Origin of the sequence: uncultured Oxalicibacterium sp. (assembly GCF_913776015.1) — a bacterium.
Lineage (GTDB): Bacteria > Pseudomonadota > Gammaproteobacteria > Burkholderiales > Burkholderiaceae_D > Oxalicibacterium.
Window position 1 is genome coordinate 23,378 of the sequence record NZ_CAJYMD010000051.1, and the last position, 16,689, is coordinate 40,066.

Annotated in this window: 17 protein-coding genes; 6 read left to right on the plus strand and 11 right to left on the minus strand. The window is 47.3% G+C overall.

The window, feature by feature from the left end; translation table 11 throughout:
- Positions 1 to 228 precede the first annotated feature (228 nt).
- The 6 genes from QZ725_RS08370 to QZ725_RS08395 all read right to left on the minus strand — a co-directional run bounded on the left by QZ725_RS08370 (position 229) and on the right by QZ725_RS08395 (position 7,380).
- Positions 229 to 2,106: a TniQ family protein gene (locus tag QZ725_RS08370; RefSeq protein WP_293778416.1), complete on the minus strand. Its 1,878-nt coding sequence runs from the start codon at positions 2,104 to 2,106 to the stop codon at positions 229 to 231.
- Entirely contained in the window at positions 2,096 to 3,067 is a 972-nt protein-coding gene (locus tag QZ725_RS08375) for a TniB family NTP-binding protein (protein WP_293778417.1), read from the minus strand. The genes QZ725_RS08370 and QZ725_RS08375 overlap by 11 nt, the downstream gene beginning before the upstream one ends.
- 17 nt (positions 3,068 to 3,084) lie before the next feature.
- Positions 3,085 to 5,067 carry a Mu transposase C-terminal domain-containing protein gene (locus tag QZ725_RS08380; RefSeq protein WP_293778420.1) on the minus strand — a complete coding sequence of 661 codons (1,983 nt, stop codon included), beginning with the start codon at positions 5,065 to 5,067 and terminating at the stop codon, positions 3,085 to 3,087.
- Entirely contained in the window at positions 5,045 to 5,734 is a 690-nt protein-coding gene (locus QZ725_RS08385; RefSeq protein ID WP_293778423.1) for a TnsA endonuclease N-terminal domain-containing protein, read from the minus strand. The genes QZ725_RS08380 and QZ725_RS08385 overlap by 23 nt, the downstream gene beginning before the upstream one ends.
- 237 nt (positions 5,735 to 5,971) lie before the next feature.
- Positions 5,972 to 6,412, minus strand: coding sequence for a helix-turn-helix transcriptional regulator (locus tag QZ725_RS08390; protein ID WP_293778426.1), 441 nt, complete (start codon positions 6,410 to 6,412; stop codon positions 5,972 to 5,974).
- 281 nt (positions 6,413 to 6,693) lie between these two features.
- On the minus strand, positions 6,694 to 7,380 hold the full coding sequence (locus QZ725_RS08395) for a hypothetical protein (RefSeq protein ID WP_293778428.1): 687 nt from the start codon (positions 7,378 to 7,380) through the stop codon (positions 6,694 to 6,696).
- A gap of 122 nt (positions 7,381 to 7,502) precedes the next feature.
- Here QZ725_RS08395 and QZ725_RS08400 point away from each other — a divergent pair, with 122 nt between their 5' ends.
- Entirely contained in the window at positions 7,503 to 8,348 is an 846-nt protein-coding gene (locus QZ725_RS08400; RefSeq protein WP_293778431.1) for a bis-aminopropyl spermidine synthase family protein, read from the plus strand.
- A complete protein-coding gene (locus tag QZ725_RS08405; RefSeq protein WP_293778432.1) occupies positions 8,341 to 8,919 on the plus strand; it encodes a hypothetical protein in 579 nt (192 codons plus the stop codon). The genes QZ725_RS08400 and QZ725_RS08405 overlap by 8 nt, the downstream gene beginning before the upstream one ends.
- Here QZ725_RS08405 and QZ725_RS08410 read toward each other — a convergent pair.
- Genes QZ725_RS08410 through QZ725_RS08420 form a run of 3 tightly spaced genes read right to left on the minus strand, consistent with a single transcriptional unit; the run spans position 8,916 to position 10,993 of the window.
- A complete protein-coding gene (locus QZ725_RS08410) occupies positions 8,916 to 9,560 on the minus strand; it encodes a hypothetical protein (protein ID WP_293778434.1) in 645 nt (214 codons plus the stop codon). The two genes, QZ725_RS08405 and QZ725_RS08410, sit on opposite strands and share 4 nt — an antisense overlap.
- A complete protein-coding gene (locus tag QZ725_RS08415) occupies positions 9,557 to 10,570 on the minus strand; it encodes an ImmA/IrrE family metallo-endopeptidase (protein WP_293778437.1) in 1,014 nt (337 codons plus the stop codon). Before QZ725_RS08415 ends, QZ725_RS08410 begins: the two co-directional genes overlap by 4 nt.
- A 36-nt stretch (positions 10,571 to 10,606) precedes the next feature.
- Positions 10,607 to 10,993, minus strand: a complete 387-nt coding sequence (locus QZ725_RS08420) for a hypothetical protein (RefSeq protein WP_293778440.1) — start codon at positions 10,991 to 10,993, stop codon at positions 10,607 to 10,609.
- Here QZ725_RS08420 and QZ725_RS08425 point away from each other — a divergent pair.
- Complete coding sequence (locus QZ725_RS08425; protein WP_293778443.1) at positions 10,992 to 11,744, plus strand: hypothetical protein; 753 nt, start codon at positions 10,992 to 10,994, stop codon at positions 11,742 to 11,744. The two genes, QZ725_RS08420 and QZ725_RS08425, sit on opposite strands and share 2 nt — an antisense overlap.
- Before the next feature lie 7 nt (positions 11,745 to 11,751).
- On the opposite strand, the gene QZ725_RS08430 is transcribed toward QZ725_RS08425, so the two are convergent.
- Positions 11,752 to 12,333: an ATP-binding protein gene (locus tag QZ725_RS08430; RefSeq protein ID WP_293778445.1), complete on the minus strand. Its 582-nt coding sequence runs from the start codon at positions 12,331 to 12,333 to the stop codon at positions 11,752 to 11,754.
- Between the two features lie 7 nt (positions 12,334 to 12,340).
- Entirely contained in the window at positions 12,341 to 12,664 is a 324-nt protein-coding gene (locus tag QZ725_RS08435; protein WP_293778448.1) for a hypothetical protein, read from the minus strand.
- 184 nt (positions 12,665 to 12,848) lie between these two features.
- On the opposite strand from QZ725_RS08435, the gene QZ725_RS08440 reads away from it, so the two are divergent.
- From QZ725_RS08440 to QZ725_RS08450, 3 genes are all read left to right on the plus strand, one after another.
- Positions 12,849 to 14,327: a serine protease gene (locus tag QZ725_RS08440; protein ID WP_293778451.1), complete on the plus strand. Its 1,479-nt coding sequence runs from the start codon at positions 12,849 to 12,851 to the stop codon at positions 14,325 to 14,327.
- 33 nt (positions 14,328 to 14,360) lie between these two features.
- Positions 14,361 to 15,503, plus strand: a complete 1,143-nt coding sequence (locus QZ725_RS08445) for a potassium channel family protein (RefSeq protein ID WP_293778453.1) — start codon at positions 14,361 to 14,363, stop codon at positions 15,501 to 15,503.
- A 335-nt stretch (positions 15,504 to 15,838) separates the two neighbouring features.
- A complete protein-coding gene (locus QZ725_RS08450) occupies positions 15,839 to 16,618 on the plus strand; it encodes a metallophosphoesterase (protein WP_293778456.1) in 780 nt (259 codons plus the stop codon).
- The last annotated feature ends 71 nt before the right edge of the window (positions 16,619 to 16,689 follow it).

The window sequence follows — 16,689 nt, forward strand, 5'->3', positions numbered from 1 at the left end:
GATTGGATTATCCAAGATAACTAACTTCAGAAGTAAAAAAGCCCGCAAACACGGGCTTTTTAGCACCTCACTACTGTACGTTTGCATGGATGATGGAAATATGAATCGTTGATTTGAAAGAGAAATTTCAATTTTTCATCATCTCGTAATGCGGAGTCTAATCACAGTTAGTGAGAAAAACCATTTCCTTCATCGTAGAACCTGAAAAAATCTCTATCTACACTAAATTCAACACTTTGCTAGTGTATCAAAATCTTCGCGCAGTACTGCGGCTACCTCATCACGTTGATAGAACACTTGCCGACATTTATCAGTAGGCGGCCCGATCTTTGGCAACACTCCATTATCCCTCATTCGATACACCAGCCCTGCCGATGAGGTATTCATAAGCACCGCTAAATTAACGGCAGTGATGTACTGTTTGGCGAATTTTCTAACGGAATGTTCAGACACCTTTAAACAGCGACGGCGTCCAATCACCACAGACTTCGAGGCAATCAGTCCTTGCCTAACCAAAAAATAAGCGACTTCTTCTTTCACACTGAGCCGCTCTGCAAGTTCTTGCACACTTAAATAATCAAGATACTTTTCATTCCTTTGTTTGTGCAGCCAATCAGTAACCTCACTCTTCATAAAAAAAGCTTTCTTCAAGTTCCATTTTTTGAAAGGTAGTGTTTTCAAAATAGGGATACTCAAATTAACAACGTCAAACATAAAACGCTCCGCCTCAGCGGTAGTGAGTATATTTTTGCATGCCTTTGCATAGCTCAAGCACTCGTCATCTTTATCAGGCTGCCTACCATACGAGTAAATTCTATTTAGTGTGTCGAAAATCTGGTTCCGATGAAACGTACGGTGTCCTGACTTCTCGCCGAAAAGTAGCGATTGTCCGTACACTGTTAGATGGCCTGCATTAACCAGCTTGTTAACCACACCTTTAGAAACGCCCAGAAAGTCGCGTGCTGCCCGCTCAGTAATATCTTCTGACGACATCGTTTTTAGTTCGAAGAGACTTTTACGACAAACAATATAGAACTCACGACCAGAGGCAGTTTTCTTGATACTTCCTTTTAGCATGTTGTCACGCACCAGTTTTTTGACCGCAGCTTGCGTAACTTGAAGTACTTTTGCCGCTGTAGGCAAAAGAACATGCGCTTGCTCATCCAATTCAGCATCTGGCACCCATGTGTTTCTACGCGTAAGTACTTTGGGCCAGTTATTCAAAGCGAAGTCCCTATACTCTCGCAACAGAAAATCGATCTTAGAATTCTTACTTTCTTTTATTAGACGCTTAGCAAATCTTTCGTACACCCCGGCGTCATACTGAGAGGATTGCGTTTCATCAAAGTAGGCTTGATTGTCATGCAGGAATTTTCGGAAATTGTTTGGCCAGTCATCCAGAAACCAAGCTGTTCTACTCGTCATTAAGGAGGCTTTTGATAATCCGCCTGATCCTAAAATATCTAGCCCCGGTTGCCCCCCACTGCCCCTAGGTAACACCGTTTCACCCATTATTTTGATGAGCAAAGGAACGCTATCTGGCGCGAATATCATTTCAGGACACGGCTCACGCACTAAGAGTTCGCATTCATACTCTTTGCAAAGTGCCGTCGCCAGCGACCAGCAAAGCAGCACCTCCATTTGACTAGCTAGCTTAGGCGTAGAACCACCCAGCTCGCATCCACAATCACACCTGCGCATCGTCCCGCGACTCTCCCAGCCAACGGTACGGCCACAAGCATCACACGTGCTCTGCATAAAACACCCATGTTTATGACACGCCGTATAAAACTTGTTTTCCCAATAAAACGGAATGTAATCAATCGTTGATATACAAACTGGGCAATACGTAAATGCGGATGTAGCTGATTGATATGTCGGATGTTGATTAACGAATGATTCTTTACCTAGTTTGATGAATCCCGGAGTCTTGCCAAATAGTCGGGAGCCATATAGTTCCACTATTCTTTCGATTTCATTTGGCACTTCGCTTATCCAAGTCGCTTTTGCAAATCCGTTGTACTCGGCTAATCTAAGGGTGTATCCCCTTAAACTTTCCCCCATTTGACTGTCGATCCGAAAGTATGTGCGGTAACTATTTCGCATATCTCTCTCCCGCCTTAAACCGTGTTCTTTTGCCTATTGGGATACTGACGTTATAGGGTTGCTCGAATTGATCAAGCCGTTCATAACTAAAATCGGGTGAGAACGGATTGAGTTTGCCGATGCCATTGCTCCATATCACTTCGGTAAATGCAGTCTCAAAGTGTTCTACCTCCAACCTCCTGCAACTTTGCGCGGTCATCACTTCTACCGCCCCAACGAGCAGTTTCATTAGGTAACCCAGCAAACCATTACTAGCGAAGTACAAGCGTCTAGCGAGCTCAGGCTTAGCGAGTCCTTGCATCTCATCCAGCGGCAACGCCTTATCGATCTCATTCAACACTGATCTGAACAGTTTCTGATCTTTAGGCTCATCGTATTGAAATGCTTCGAGAACCAGATGCGACGAGAAGCGACGTCTGAGCTGTTCATTAATACTCAGTATCCTTTGACTACGCGGTAATCCGGTGAGAAGTACGCATAGCCCGCTACAGTCGATGAATGCTTTTAACCAGTCGGCTACCGCAGCAGAAGCACTTTGGCCGCCATGGTCGATAAAGTGATGAAGCTCTTCAAAGATTAGTTTTTCGACGCGAGCATTTCGAATGATTGCCAGAGCTCGATCGCGCATATTCGATGCGGTACCACGTCCCGCAAATGGATCGCCTAATGCTTGAAGTGTGGCTTCCGCAAGATTTTTTACAGTTGGGATTGGTGGTGTCTGAACTACGACCACCGGCATGCGAACAACCCCATCCACTTCAATCGACGGATTCATGCTTTCTAAGCGACCGACGAGATATGTCTTGCCCACACCGGCTTCACCAATAAGCAACGTGTGTCGAGGTTTGCCACCGCTTCGTCTCACCATCATTCCGTGCTGCAAGCTCTTAAGGGCATGCATAAAGTATGGATGTTCAATCGATATACTTTCGATCGCTTGGATACGGTCCGTATCGTTCATTGCTTGTGCATGTGGGATCATCTTGAAGCCACCTTCCCGCTCATTCGATCAAATTTCATCGAGCCAAGATCGGCTACGACATCATCTACATCATTGGCGGCAGTAGGGATTTCTTTAATAGGCGTTGGTAGTGATGGTTCATCTTGCGTCAGATAGTTAACTCCCTTACCTTGTCCGATACCCTTGATCTTTGCGGCGCGTTGTTTTTTACGAATCTTGTTGCTATTTTCTAGTGCCTTAACCTCTCGCACCAGTTCCGCCCTTGCTCTTGCAACATTAAGAGCGACATCAGGGTCTTGCCCTTTCTCAACCATGATTTGTCTCAAACGCTTGTGCTGGTACAGAGTTATGCCCCGTGTGTTCTCTTGATTGAGTGCGGGCACGACGATGTGCTCTTTGGTTTCCGGATCAACTACATAGACATATGAAATGTCCTCGTCCAGAAAGCAAACCTCTACATCGATGGTTGCACCTAAGCGCTCTCGCAATGCTTTTAACTCATGGTTGTTATATCGAATACTGTGTAGGCTTACACCAGCGTGACTCAAACTCCGATTAAGTCTTTTACAGATAGCAATGTCCAGTCTGCTCGGGTCTGAAACAAGCTGAGGGGGATGTTTCATAGCCAGCTCATTCCACTTCTGAATTGGTGACATGCCAATTCCTCTATGTCGTTTTTGCATGTAGACATCGATGATCCATTTATGTAGTAGGCGATCAAGCACATCCAGAGGAATAATGGCGTGCTTGAGTGGGTCATAATCTTCGCGCTCAAGCCACGAAGCAAAACTATGTCCCGGCATGAGTCTTGAGAAGTCGTAGTTCAAAGTCTTTTGGTATCGCTCAAGGGAACCCTTGTAGTAAGGCTCCCTTGGTGGGCAGTAGCCCACGGTAGTGCCAATTTCCAATGCAGCACGTTCTAGTGCTTCGCCATGAAACTCCAAACCATTGTCCGCTAGGAGATACGTGATCAAGCCATAGCAGGGCCAGCTATTTCGAATATCAGGGAAGCGTTCCTTGACATAGGTCTTGGGCATGATGGCGTGCTTAAGACAAGCAAGTACAGCTTCCGCACAAGGCCCTTGAAACCCAAGAAACATACCGACGGGAACTTTCGATGCCTTGCAAAGCATCGTTGTCAGTGTGGGGCGACCATATATTTCGCCTGTTATCGGATTCACGGCAAAAACATCCATTAACGTATGGTCGACTTCGACGAGCTCCATGACGTTATTTACGGTCGGTGACTTTCCGGCATATCGGAAGCGAATATCCGCCAGACGCTTACCGTATCTCGCCTTTTCAACTTCATACGCATCGATGCTTCCGATAGCACGCGAGACGGTGGCGTAAGAGGGTGCCGTAAGTTGACCAATGTTCTTGAGATTGTGATCATCTATGCGCGTTACGAGCTCGTCGTGGACGGCTTGTATCGCGTATCGATCCTGTGTCATGTAGATCGTATCTATACAATCCCACATGATCTCTTTCACTACATCTTTCAGTTTGGATTTCCCACTACCTTTCCGATCGTGCCTGTCAATCAGCACGCGATAGTCACCACCCGACTTACTTACTGCTTTCGTCCAACGCCACACGGAAACATGAGAGGGTGGATGGGCGTCACCCAGCTCTGCTGCAACAATGTCAATTAGTGGATTTAAGTAATCCGGGCTTGAATTGAAAGGCCCAAATGCTTTGATTTTCTCTACGTAATTTTTCCTACGTATCGCTTCTTTTTGTATGCCTTCACTGAAAGTCGACAATGCTCGATTTACGTAGAGCGATCCCTGTTTTTTAGCTTCGTCACTGGGCATCAGTGGTTTGAGTTTTCCTTTTGAATAAAGGTCAAGCAGCTCCTCTTTGCTACTAAACTTCAGTGATCCATCCTGATGGCATTCGAGCTGCACGCGACCATCTTCTAAGATTCTGCGCACGTCAAAGTGTTCGTCATCGATCGAGATGCTTAAGTCAACCTTAATTACGAATGTCGGTGCCATTTGTGCTCCTTGGAACGTTGATCTGAAAGATGGTTTGGTCGGTGATACAGCTACGCAGATCGGTCGAGAAAATTCCATCGGCCACTAGGGCCCACACGCGATCTATTCCACCCAAATGCACCTGTGCTTGGGCGAATGTGATGACGGCAAGTTGTTCAAAATGATGTTTGACTGTGAACCAACTGGTGGGCCGCAGCGCACTACTTCGATAACGCTCGACCATTCGAAGGTTGTCCAACAACGGTTTTGTACGAATTTGGTTTTCGGTCAGGATTTCGAAGTAGCTACCCTCGCCATTGAACTTCGATTCGATGTGTGAAAAGCGAGCTTTCTGGTCCGGACGTCTTGCTATCTCATCGGGCTTTACTTCAATGTATCCATGTCGTCCGTCTGTATGCCAGACCTCAAAGTCAGGGAAGTAGGTCTTGACTGCCCCTTGCATGGCGTACGTTATTTTTCGTGGTTGTTCTTGATACGCAGTGATGTCGGGCGAGTATTCCAACAATAGAATTGCGTCTCGCTCTAACTGGCTCTCCCATTGGATCATTCGACCCATTTTTTTCGATGGGTATTTGCCTCGGATACTTTTGAAGGAACGTCCGACCGGGTTCCGTACACGGCCGTGTTTATTCGCATCGCCATTCCGGCGACGTGTTGGTAGTTTCATGGTTCTCCCTTTTTAGGCGCGAGCGCGCCTTTGGTTCACCAAATCTGGTGAAGCCGAGGAACAATTGGCAAAGCAATCCCTCTGGCTTCTCCAAATTTGGAAAACCATGTGTGGTTAAAATGAAAGGAATAGATGGAAGGCTTGACTACTTACGGTAGGGAGGCAGAAACTACAGTTTCTGACGCTGGGGTCCGCCCCAAATCGAAAGCGCTGCGAGCCTTCATGGTCGTGGCGCTTTTACATTTTGACCTCCTCTAGCGACGAGGTTGCTCCTGCTGCAGGCAGGTGGTCGTTTCTCTGCATTCTCTTCAGACCTTCCAACATCGTCTTCAGGAACGCGAGCTGTTGCTCGTTAGCGCCGTCCAGATAGCCAACAAGGTGATCGACGACCTCGTAGCCTGTCAAAGGTAGGTTGCGTGGCAGCGTAATACTGCGTCGTGATTTTCTAGCCTCTGCGAAGAGCACTTCCTTTTCTTCGCCATTCAATTCCAGCCCCTTCGCCAGCCGTTCAAGGAAATCTACTTTGCTTGGCGTTTTCCCGCCCGTCTCAATCGTACTCAGATAGGTAGCGTGCACGCCAATGCGCTGCGCAAGCTCTACCTGCTGCATCGCAAGTTCAGCACGGCGGTCAAGAATGAATCTCCCGAGAGGAGTCAATGTGGATTTCTGCGGAGTCATAGAACATCATTATCGACGCGCTTTTTCCACTAGTCGATTAGTTCTTATGTACTCTCTCGATCGCCAAGACACGATAAATGTGGAGATCACGCAGTCGTCGTTTGTTCTCGAAATTTATTTGGGCTGCGCGCGCAAGAGGATTGCAAAAACAAGGTATCAAACATGATTTTTTTGATTTGTTTTTCTCTGGCTTGATTAGAAAATCAATATTCTTTTCTCGTGTTTTTGCACGTTGCAAATTTACGTCAGCCTTCAGGCTTGAAGCAGATATTTGAGGTCAATTACTGTGTGAGATATTTATATCTCTGGCGACCTGCTGTCGCTATTTCTTCCCGCGTTGTATGCGCGGGTGGGATGAGTGCGACTTTTGGACCCCAGTATTCTCTTAGTAGTTTTAGATACTCCATTGCTCCGTCGATCGCAGACAGCATAAAAGAGCCAAAATGCTCCCACTCTGGCGGATACAAGAGATCAGGGACAGTATCAAATACTTTGTGTTGCCCATCCTCTTCTACATAGGTATTAATTGCGGTCTCTAATAGCCATAGATTTATTAGAACCATCATCTGTCTGTCTCTGCTGCTTGGCAGTATCTTACTCACTAGCGGGGATCGTTCTAAGGCTTGAGCTAGAAGCTCAGGATGCATATGCCCTACAAATTTGTTTCGCAAGTATTTCGCGAGATCAAAGTGTTTCCGAAGTGGTTTGTATATCGTTGAAGGTAGGTGGTATTCACGATAGGTGAATCGAGCAGTCGCCTCGAAGTCCCGCACATTCGCCAGCGTCACCAGCACTGATTTTAGTTGTAGAACGTCAGCCTCATTTATGGGTCCTGTTTTAAACAACTTCTTATCAATGGCTCGTAGGTCTCCTGTGTATATCTCCGCTTGCAGCAGCATTGCCATGCTCATGCCATTTCCTGTCGTATTTTCTACGCGCCCCTGTTGCTTCGGTTTATCGTCCTTCATATTGGGTCTCCCGTCGTACCATTCGCCCTTGTCCGCACCATCCCATAAATATGGGATAGGAATATTTATTGCCTCATCGCACTCTTGCTTGATTTTAATAAGAACTTAACAGGGTGGGATTTATGGCTGAACGAAAGGACATTGATCTGCGCGCAGCGATCAATGCGATTTCGGACGTGGTGCAGAATCGACCACGCCCGTTGCGCGAGATGGATCAGATTTACATGAAGACCGGCGACATGGTTCTTCAGAGCGAGATGGTTGCTAAGTGGGCTGATAAAAAACGTCTTGCTTTCATTGGTGATGGTGACGCGATTAGTATCTGCGTGGCCTATTTACAGCATCGTGGCATTCTTGATTACGGTCCTTCCGAGATTAAAGTTTTTGATTTCGACGAACGCATCTGCCGCGCTATCGAACGTTTCGCCGATAAGGAACGTATGGAGACGTTGTCATCGCAGCTTTACAACTGCCTTGATGCTTTCCCCGCCTTGGGAGAGTTTGACTGCTTTTATACCAATCCACCTTGGGGCGCGAGCAACGACGGCGCAAGTGTCCATGTCTTCGTAGAGCGTGGCATGGAGGCGGTTGGCAATAGCGGGGAGGGCATGATCGTTATCGCTGATGACCACGAACTGGAGTGGCCACAACAGGTTTTAGCGTCGACTCAACGCTTTGCGTTGGAGCGAGGATTCTTCATCCAGAAGATGGCATCGAAGATGCATCTTTATCATCTGGATGATGCGCCAGACTTGCGCTCTTGCAACCTCATGCTGAAGTCGCTTCCCGGTCTCGATGCGCCATCTAGCTCACATCCGATTACTGATCCCGATAGATTGGAGCATTTCTATGGGAAGGATAAGCACATTCGCATTCGGTATGTGCGGGAAAAAAAGCGTGTCGACTATGGTCAAGCACACGATGACGAGTATCACTACGAAGTGTTTGAAGGGGAATCAAATGTCTGAAATTCTGGTACCGAACCAAGGAATTCTGTTTATGAAGGTTGGTGTGCATGCAAAGGAGTCTCTCGAAGACATCATTGCGCGTAAGACGCAAGAAATCGAAGAGGCTGGATTTGCACTATGGGGATATGGTGGCAGTACTTGCCATCCTTCAACGATGGTCCAGCCCTTTGCCAAGGAACATGCTGCGCTAGGTAAGCCAGTTGTACTGTGCATGCAGGAAATGGATTCCAAACACTTTGCCGATCCGGTCCGCGCTGAGGAATTCTCCGTTGATAAAGTGCACTGGCATCCGATCCATCCAAGTATTCATGTGCTTGGTTCACGCTATGCGCTGGCAATTAAAGGCTTACGCCATGAAGAATTTGATCTGCCTTTAGACAAGACACACGTCGCTCTGGGCAAAAGCCTTGGTCGTGCTGGCAACAAATATATTGCAGGACGCGTCGATAAGGCTTGTCTTAATTTGGGAGATACGATCAACGTTCCTGCTGGCCCGGATGATCCTATCGTCAAAATCAATTTGGTTGCGGAGTTGTGTGATCCGTACGCTGTCTTCCTACGCAATACTTAGTAGGCAAGAATATTGGGGGCTTTGGCACGCAGGTCCCCAATATAGCTTTGTAGTCCCTGTTGGCAGGAATCACTATCGGTATTCTGAGAACCGCATGAAAAGCAATTACTAATTGCTTTATCGGCATTTGCCTCGCCGCATACAGCAGTTTTGAGTACGTCATATCCCAGCCGAGACAACAAGTATTCGATCACTTGTTCAAGACATAGAAACTTGCCTTGCATGCCGTTTGCGATGTCATCGTCACTCATCGCGCCAAGTGCAACCATGGCACGCTTATCTCCGGACATCATGTAGGTGCATTGCCTCTTCAACAAGACAGCACAGAGCAAGCTCTCCCCACCATCCAGTTCCAGCGCCAGTTTCTGCGCGCGGAACTCAAGCTCAGCAGCAAGTGAGATTTCTTCTTCACTCGGTTCTAATGCACTGATCCGTTTCAATGCATCAGCGAATTCGGCCAGCGCGATTTCTGCTCCCCGTGTCGGTGGCTTCTTGGCGAGCTTTTTACCGACCATGAATTTAGCGGCACCCAACATGCTGCAGCTCTCTGACTTGTACGGCAAGTCCGCCAGTAAGTGATTGAGCAAGCCATAGATGCTGGTCTTGTAAAGCACATCGGTATCGATCAATGCATGTGTCATGCTCCGATACCTCCCATCACCGCCTGCAGGAAACTTACGTTCTCATCTGATAGCTCGCTCCAGTTCAGTTGATTACTTGCGATTTGATTTGTCACACGCCACGCCGGAATATCCTGATCATAGATTTCTTGCATGGCAGCTTGCGCCACCGCCCACTCTTGCGTTGCATACGCATAGCAAAGGGCAATTGTTCCCGGCTCAATGGCATATTCGATAGATAGGCGCCGAGCTTCATGTGCCAGTTCTTTGGCGTTATGCCCCGGACCTTCCTTTGCGATTTTAAAGTCTGCGTCGCCGGTCAACAGTTCTAGAGCAAAGCGATCTGCTTCTTCCTCTTCGTGATCAGCTTGCGCATCGTGGGCCGTGCCGGGTTCCTCCATGTCGATGAGCGCCGAATTTTCGGTAACGTGGCCAAGCATGATGTGGCCTATCTCGTGCGCAAGATGGAATGCTGACATTGCTGGATAGTTCGCATCTTTAGCCAGCAGGATTGCGTGACGATCGCCACTACGAATCGCCATGGCACACATACGCTTGGCTGCAAGCGGATAGACCTTAAGATGAATCACTGGAATACCAATGCCCCAGCATGTTGCCAACAAATCCGATAATCGGACAAATGGAACGCGTTCGTTTCGAAGGATGCTTGCTCTGATCTGCTTCGCACTAAGCTGGCCTATGCCAGCTAGCTCGGGTGTTCCGTTAACCAGCATTCTCCCTACCGATGTCCCGAATGCAGCGATTGCTGGCTGTTCGTTCTTTGCATCACCACGGAAGTTTTTGAATTTCGCAGAGTCATCCCAAAAGAAGCTTGGCTCTTGGTTGTCCAGTAACGACCGTGGGTCTAATCCGAGTTTTCTAGCGATGGAGAAGCGCAGCTCCGCTTGCGCAGATGGAGAAGCGTCAGCGGTTTCACTCCACCATTCTGGCCAAGCTGCATTAATTGCGGCATCGGTCAGTCCGGTGGACTTGACAAGTTGATTTCTAAAGTCTTTCGCTTTAGCGGCCATAGTTGGGCCTCCCTTTTGTCACCGCATTCGATACGGCTATTTTCGTTCTGTTACCCGAAATGGCTTTGTGCTTTTAATGAGTTCAGCAATCAGTTCCGCATGTGGGACTGATCCATCCCATACCGACGTCACCAAATTCTTTAAGTCTTCCAGAAGCTCCGGTTGCACTTTTTCAGTTTTTACTAATTCGATTCCGAAGAAACTGCAAACTTTCTCCGCATTCTTATTTCTGTTTTTTATGCCTTCCGTCAGGAAACGACGTGCAGCAAAATAATTAATCCCACATTGCTCAGCAAGCGCCTTGGGGGACTCTTTATAGCCCCCCAATTTTGCGTTCAGATCGGGCAGGATTAACTGCCATGTTGTTTTCACTTTTTGCATATTTGGCGTATAATAACCAAAAAACTGCAAAGAGCCAATCATGTCCTCAGTCCTTGCCGAGATCGGTACCGCTCCTTTTTTCAGCGACATTCCCGAAGTCTTTTGCTGGACAAAAATGGGCGCTGAAGCCGGTCAGTCACTAGATGCGATCATCCACCGCAAAGAACTCGAACGTAGCGCCTCCAACGGCACCTTTGTCTGGGGCATCGGCAACTCACTGGGAACCTCCGCAGAACTCGCCAAGAAAATGTCCCCAAATGGGGAGGTCGATGTTCTTTTTACGCCGATGAAAAGTCAGGCCAAAACAATCGACTCGGCACCTTCTGAAATTTTGCTTTGGCTGTCCTACTACGATCGTAATGGTCATGTCACTGACCTGCCGCAATACACCATGGTGACCAGTCGTGGCGGTTCAAAACGCGCGCACTATGCCCTTCTTTGCTACAGCGACAAAACCTTGGCGGATCATACTGATCTCGGTTCTTTCGATGCCGCCTATGCACGCAACTTGGCTAGTCTGAATCCAATCGGTGCATCACAAGTTACTTCCATCGTCAAATATGACAATGCATCATGCGTAGCCGAAAAACCTTATCGCATTGCTTTCAAAGGCAAACTGCATAAAGAGGGATTCGTGCGACTTGCTTCTCCAGTTGTACTCGATACAGCACTGATGGCGCTCTATCACGACGTTTGCCGTGCAAGCTCTGTTAGAGAGTGGCAAGCACGACTCGAATTCTTCAAGGAAGAGGCATCACATCACGTCCGTGGTGAAACAGCAGAACTTTTTTAAAGTCACGCTACCAATTTACCGCCGACAAGAAGTTCTTTGCTAACTGCTCACGTGTCGCGTCGGTATCAAGCATGTAACACGTACGCCCCAGCATCAATGCATATTGGGTGCATACGGCTGCTTGTAGCTGCACATGAGTAGACAATGCAAACTCGGCTGGCAACGGTCTCCCAGCAGGGTCCTTTTCAATTCGCTGACGAATCACATCAGGCGCCGCATAAAGACAAATCAATGCATCAGGATTGAGAAGCTTCAGCTCCTCTAAAGCAAACTGCGTTATACGGAAACCGTACTCTTCGATTGTCACAGGATGACTATCGATAATAATTTTGTGGCTATTCCGCTTACTATTCACTTCCTCAATCAGCAATTGATCAACTGCCGCCACATCCTCTGCGGTGATCGCACGCGCTGATTGCTCGCGGATATCATCTTCATCCAACTTACTACCTTGGCGTTTATTGATGTAATCGCGAAGCAAGGCGCTATAAGACAGGACCAACAAGTCCGGCACCGTTTGAGCAAGGTACTTACACAGCGATGACTTACCTGTGGCCGGAGCTCCCGTCAAATAAACGACATTCTTCATCGTGATCCTAGTAGGCTCGTAATAGCTGATCGACTCGATTGCCATAAGCGACCAAGCTCGCGCCACCCAGAGCAAAGGCAATGACAACAACGAATCCTGCAGGATTTTCAGGGATAAACCATGTTGGCCAGTTTGGAAATAGAACGGCCAGAGATAACGTCGTGAAATCGTTCGCCATACTCCGGAACGTTTCATTTACTGCAGTAAACACCTGCCCAGCACATCCAAGGATGAACAAGCAAATCATGACGGCGTAAATGATTGAACCAAGTATAGAAATACGTTTGGGCTCGGTATAGAAAAAGCCTTGCAACCGATCGATAACAGACATGGCAAATTCCCCTGAAAATATGTTGAGAAGAAATACTGTATAAATGTACAGCACACAAGAATTCAGAGCAAATCTCTGTTGTAATTTCCCCAACCAACGAAACGATAAGCCTTAGATTCGATATTGATACCAAGCCATGTTCTACTAGTGGATTACCCTACGCTGCTTACATCAAAGACCGCATATGCCTTCAGTTCAAATTACAGAAGATAATCCAGCGCTTGAAACACTACAAAGATCTTGGGTTACCACCGTCTACTCTGACGAAGATGGCATTGGCTCCATGGGGTCTTTGCACGAGGCAGGGGATGCACTTGTTGCCTTGGCTTTTTTGGACGAAGTCGGGCCTATCGTCTTAGGCAGTGGCGTCATGATTGGTCCGGGACTTGTCCTAGCAGCCACGCATGTACTAGAAGAGTTCGTTGCACAGAATGAAGCCCCTGTACTGCTGACATTTCTTCCAGATGCAGCACGTGCTTGGCTTCCCCGTGAGCAGGCGTCTGTATCAGGTCCCAGCATGTTCGGAACGGACCGTCGAATCGTTTCGGATATATCTTTGTTGAGTTGCACACTAAACTCTGAAGCCCATTCACACCATCCACTGACCCTTGCACCAATGCAAATTGCACTGCCCTTAGTGGGGGAACGTTTGTGGGCATTCGGCTACCGACACGGAGCAGTACAAGATTCTGCTGCGCTAGTTACCCCATTGGTGACTTCAGGAGTTGTGACTGCAGTCTTTCCACACGGTCGAGGTGAACGCATGCCTGCATCGTGTGTTGAAGTCGCGATGGATACAAAAGGGGGGATGAGCGGTGGGCCAGTGGTCAATACGAATGGTGATTTGGTTGGCATCGTCTCTTCTTCGATTGACGGTGGCCCATCGTACGTTACCTTGATTTGGGATGCGCTTCGCTTAAAAACTTCCAGCAGACTGCCTTCGCTGGCGGATTGGGGAGATATAAATTTATTTACTGCTCGAGAAATGGGGCTCGTAAAACTACATGGAAACATCAAGCGTAGCAAACGTGGCGATGTCACGTTTAGGTTGTCTGGAACAGAATCTGAGTTAATGGCCGCCGCTGCACCAACAACGATAGTGCCGCAAAGCGGCAGAATGTTCACCGCTGAGCAATTAGATACTTTTGAAGAGGACTGGCTGTCTGAGTTGGAAGCGACCGCGTCGGATGTAGCAATGGCATACCTAGAAAATTTGGAACTACCAAAGATGCGAAGTTTTCTAGCAACGTCAGATGTACCTGTCGCATGCTTGAGGTCAATTCAGGGGTTTACCGTTGAAGACATGGAAGGCCTAGAGGACCCAGATATTCAGTCCATTCGCGAGGATGAAGATGGAATTGCGGCTATTGCATTTGCCTTCGATCTGTTGACAGTTATTTGGACCGTCCAAGTATCCACCGAGGACTACCTAGCTCTGTCAAAGGACTATGATGCCTTTTTCTTTAATATTACGATCAACGAACAAACAACTAACATGGATTTAATCCAGCATTGTCATTTCGAAGCAGCGCTGAAGTTTAATCAAAAAACAGAACAGTTTACGGAGGCGTTCATCAAGTTCTCTGGCGTTCTACGTCCTAGGCCGTTACCACGGCTTACTAAATCATCGCTATCTCTCTCAGGACAGACTAGCCCAACCTGAGAGAATGTAGCCCTGTTACGAGGAAGGATAGTTTTGTCTACAGTTCATGGAAAGAAGGTTGGGCATCTTAAAGATTTGCTGAACAGCCAAACGTTTGACGAAGAGACTTTGAGACGTCTGATCGATGGAAAATCAGAAATCAATAATGGACCCGTCACGTTTAAGATTCTTAGAGACGTTGATCTTAAACTTGATGAAGAACATCGCTTTTATGAAGATAGTTTTGTGTTTCATCAAACTATCTTTGATTGCAAACACATCGATCTTCGCAACAGTTCCAAAATTAAACTGATTGATTGTCTCGTCATCGGCACTCTTTCTGTTCTAGGACATCCTAGCGAGAATACAGAGGTTTCTCTTGATGTTGTTGCTATCACTGAAAAGCTGAGCATCTCGGGCCGCAACGACCCTATGTCGGTTTACCTAAATTCAGTTCAAGCAAGAGAATTGTGCCTCTATAACTTCACGACATCAGACCTTAATGTAACGGACAGCCGCTTTGCATTAACTGCCGTGAGTCATTTGATTGGCGATTCACTTACGATGACTGGTAATGAACTCGGAACTTTGAGCATCTCCGATTGTGAATTCCACAAAGTGAGATTTCCTGCGGGCCAAGTACAGCTTGACCATTTGAATACATCTCAACAGCGTGCTTTTTTACGCAGATCGCCATTCACGCCCTTAAAGTTTGTAGTTGGCATCGAAGCGATTGACCAAGCATTGGACGTCGCGGTGGAGTCCGAAAGGAAGAGGCAACAGATTGAAACCCTTAACTTCTTAGTTGATCGGAGTGATATACCGCATAGCAAGCGAGACGCCGCTCAACTGAAATACCTTCGATCTCTGGCTGAAAGCCCAAGCTGGTTCAGTCGTGTTTTTGTAATTGCCACAGGCGGCTTTATTAAGCCTTCACGTATTGTACTTTGGGCTGCCGTTGTAATACTCGGGTTCTCTGGAATCTACTGGCAGGGAGCTAGCAGTTTCGGTCAAGCTAATCCGATTGGCTCTTACTGGGATGCACTGTATTTCTCTGGTGTCACCTTTACGACAATCGGTTACGGTGACATCTTGCCCTTGCACTGGATGAGAGTGTTTGCTGTGTTTGAAGGATTGCTTGGTATCTCATTGAGTGGAGCATTCTTGGTCAGCCTCACCCGCCGCTACATTGAGTAATATCCCATCAAAATGTCTACCGTGGTCGATATTGGCCGGTTATTGTTGGCCAAAGCGAACACTGTCAGACAGTGTTCGCACTGACATTTTCACACATTAGTTTACCCGTTTGAAAAATTAGCCAAGCTGCGAGTTCAAGAATGAGCGCACTGACGACCATCGTCGCCTGCAAGTTAATCAAATCAAACACCAATCCACCCATCGTAGCGCCTCATGCACATGGCAGATTTGGATTTCTAGCCAACAGCAATATTCGTTTAAGCACTTCGAAGCAAATGCTATAGTAATTTCACCATCAACATAGATCACTCCTTTATCTCCGCACATAACGTCTTATGCGAGTTCTCGTTTTATCGGACCTTCACCACGAGGTATGGCGGAAGAACGCACCCAAGATTTCGTGGAAAGACCCAGCACCGGAATTGGTAGTGCTTGCTGGCGATATTGATCAGGGTGACGCCGCAATAAGATGGGCAGCTGAATGCTTTGCGTCAATTCCTGTTGTTTATGTCGGAGGCAACCACGAAGCATATGGGCTCTATCTTGAGGATGCCGAAGAACGGCTCCGAAGCACATGTGCATCAACAGCCAATATGCATTTTCTGAATTGTGCGGAATTCTTTCTCGATAAGTATCGAATACTCGGCGCCACACTCTGGACCGACTTCAAATTGTTCGGCGTTGAAAATCAGGATCGCGCAATGGCTGCTTCCATAGCATGTGTCATGGATTACAAACGCATTCGATTACGCTCGGAAGGTGGTCGCTTGCTGAACCCAAGCGATACCATCACACTCCATAACCTACAGAAGGCTTGGCTCGAGCAACGGATCGCAGAACCTTTTGAAGGAAAGACTATCGTTGTCACTCACATGGCTCCATCAATTAGATCGATCTCACCAAAGTACATCAACGATTTATCATCTGCGGCATTTGCCTCGAATCTCGATGCGTTGGCAGACAAGGTCGATGTATGGATACATGGCCATACACACGACTCTTTTGACTATTCAATAGGGAAGTGCCGAGTTATTTGCAATCCATGCGGATATATAAATCGTAGTGGTGGCACAGAGAACTTCGCATTTTCGTCGAATTTCATCATAGAGATATAAGTGCAACTCAACGTTCAAAAGCTCCGACTTGTTTCAACTGCCAATATTCCGAATTCAGAAATTCTAATTTG